Below are 2,395 nucleotides of genomic sequence, written 5' to 3' on the forward strand. Positions count from 1 at the left end.
TGTTCTTGCTTTGAGTCCATCAAAACCCTTTGGGTGTTGTATGGTTAAGCCTCACGGGCAATTAGTATCAGTTAGCTCAATGCCTCACAGCACTTACACACCTGACCTATCAACGTCGTAGTCTCCGACAACCCTTTAGGATACTTAAAGTATCAGGGAGAACTCATCTCAAGGCTCGCTTCCCGCTTAGATGCTTTCAGCGGTTATCGATTCCGAACTTAGCTACCGGGCAATGCGTCTGGCGACACAACCCGAACACCAGAGGTTCGTCCACTCCGGTCCTCTCGTACTAGGAGCAGCCCCTTTCAATTCTCCAACGCCCACGGCAGATAGGGACCGAACTGTCTCACGACGTTCTAAACCCAGCTCGCGTACCACTTTAAATGGCGAACAGCCATACCCTTGGGACCGACTTCAGCCCCAGGATGTGATGAGCCGACATCGAGGTGCCAAACACCGCCGTCGATATGAACTCTTGGGCGGTATCAGCCTGTTATCCCCGGAGTACCTTTTATCCGTTGAGCGATGGCCCTTCCATTCAGAACCACCGGATCACTATGACCTGCTTTCGCACCTGCTCGAATTGTCATTCTCGCAGTCAAGCGGGCTTATGCCATTGCACTAACCTCACGATGTCCAACCGTGATTAGCCCACCTTCGTGCTCCTCCGTTACTCTTTGGGAGGAGACCGCCCCAGTCAAACTACCCACCAGGCACTGTCCGCAACCCCGATAAGGGGTCAACGTTAGAACATCAACACTACAAGGGTGGTATTTCAAGGACGGCTCCACAGATACTAGCGTACCTGCTTCAAAGCCTCCCACCTATCCTACACATGTAGGGTCAATGTTCAGTGCCAAGCTGTAGTAAAGGTTCACGGGGTCTTTCCGTCTAGCCGCGGGTACACTGCATCTTCACAGCGATTTCAATTTCACTGAGTCTCGGGTGGAGACAGCGTGGCCATCATTACGCCATTCGTGCAGGTCGGAACTTACCCGACAAGGAATTTCGCTACCTTAGGACCGTTATAGTTACGGCCGCCGTTTACCGGGGCTTCGATCAAGAGCTTCGACCGAAGTCTAACCCCATCAATTAACCTTCCGGCACCGGGCAGGCGTCACACCGTATACGTCATCTTACGATTTTGCACAGTGCTGTGTTTTTAATAAACAGTTGCAGCCACCTGGTATCTGCGACTCTCGTCAGCTCCATCCGCAAGGGACTTCACCATCAAGAGCGTACCTTCTCCCGAAGTTACGGTACCATTTTGCCTAGTTCCTTCACCCGAGTTCTCTCAAGCGCCTTGGTATTCTCTACCCGACCACCTGTGTCGGTTTGGGGTACGATTCCTTACAATCTGAAGCTTAGAGGCTTTTCCTGGAAGCATGGCATCAATGACTTCACTACCGTAGTAGCTCGACGTCGTGTCTCAGCCTTAGAAAGAGCCGGATTTACCTAACTCTTAAGCCTACGCACTTGAACCTGGACAACCGTCGCCAGGCCCACCTAGCCTTCTCCGTCCCCCCATCGCAATTGTAAGAAGTACGGGAATATTAACCCGTTTCCCATCGACTACGCCTTTCGGCCTCGCCTTAGGGGTCGACTTACCCTGCCCCGATTAACGTTGGACAGGAACCCTTGGTCTTCCGGCGAGGAGGTTTTTCACCCCCTTTATCGTTACTCATGTCAGCATTCGCACTTCTGATACCTCCAGCATGCTTTACAACACACCTTCAACGGCTTACAGAACGCTCCCCTACCCAATGAAGTAAACTTCATTGCCGCAGCTTCGGTTTATTACTTAGCCCCGTTACATCTTCCGCGCAGGCCGACTCGACCAGTGAGCTATTACGCTTTCTTTAAATGATGGCTGCTTCTAAGCCAACATCCTGGCTGTCTGAGCCTTCCCACATCGTTTCCCACTTAGTAATAATTTGGGACCTTAGCTGGCGGTCTGGGTTGTTTCCCTCTCCACGACGGACGTTAGCACCCGCCGTGTGTCTCCCGGATAGTACTTACTGGTATTCGGAGTTTGCAAAGGGTTGGTAAGTCGGGATGACCCCCTAGCCTTAACAGTGCTCTACCCCCAGTAGTATTCGTCCGAGGCGCTACCTAAATAGCTTTCGGGGAGAACCAGCTATCTCCAGGTTTGATTGGCCTTTCACCCCTAGCCACAAGTCATCCGCTAATTTTTCAACATTAGTCGGTTCGGTCCTCCAATTGATGTTACTCAATCTTCAACCTGCCCATGGCTAGATCACCTGGTTTCGGGTCTATATCCAGAGACTGAACGCCCAGTTAAGACTCGGTTTCCCTACGGCTCCCCTAGATGGTTAACCTTGCCACTGAATATAAGTCGCTGACCCATTATACAAAAGGTACGCAGTCACAGGAC

General features: G+C 51.6%; 1 rRNA gene. It reads right to left on the bottom strand.

The annotated features are described in order from the left end of the window. Nucleotides 1-40: 40 nt before the first annotated feature. Nucleotides 41-2,395, bottom strand: a 23S ribosomal RNA gene (locus tag KHN78_RS00030); the annotation flags it as partial.

Origin of the sequence: Vibrio sp. B1REV9, assembly GCF_905175395.2 — a bacterium.
GTDB classification, from domain to species: domain Bacteria; phylum Pseudomonadota; class Gammaproteobacteria; order Enterobacterales; family Vibrionaceae; genus Vibrio; species Vibrio alfacsensis.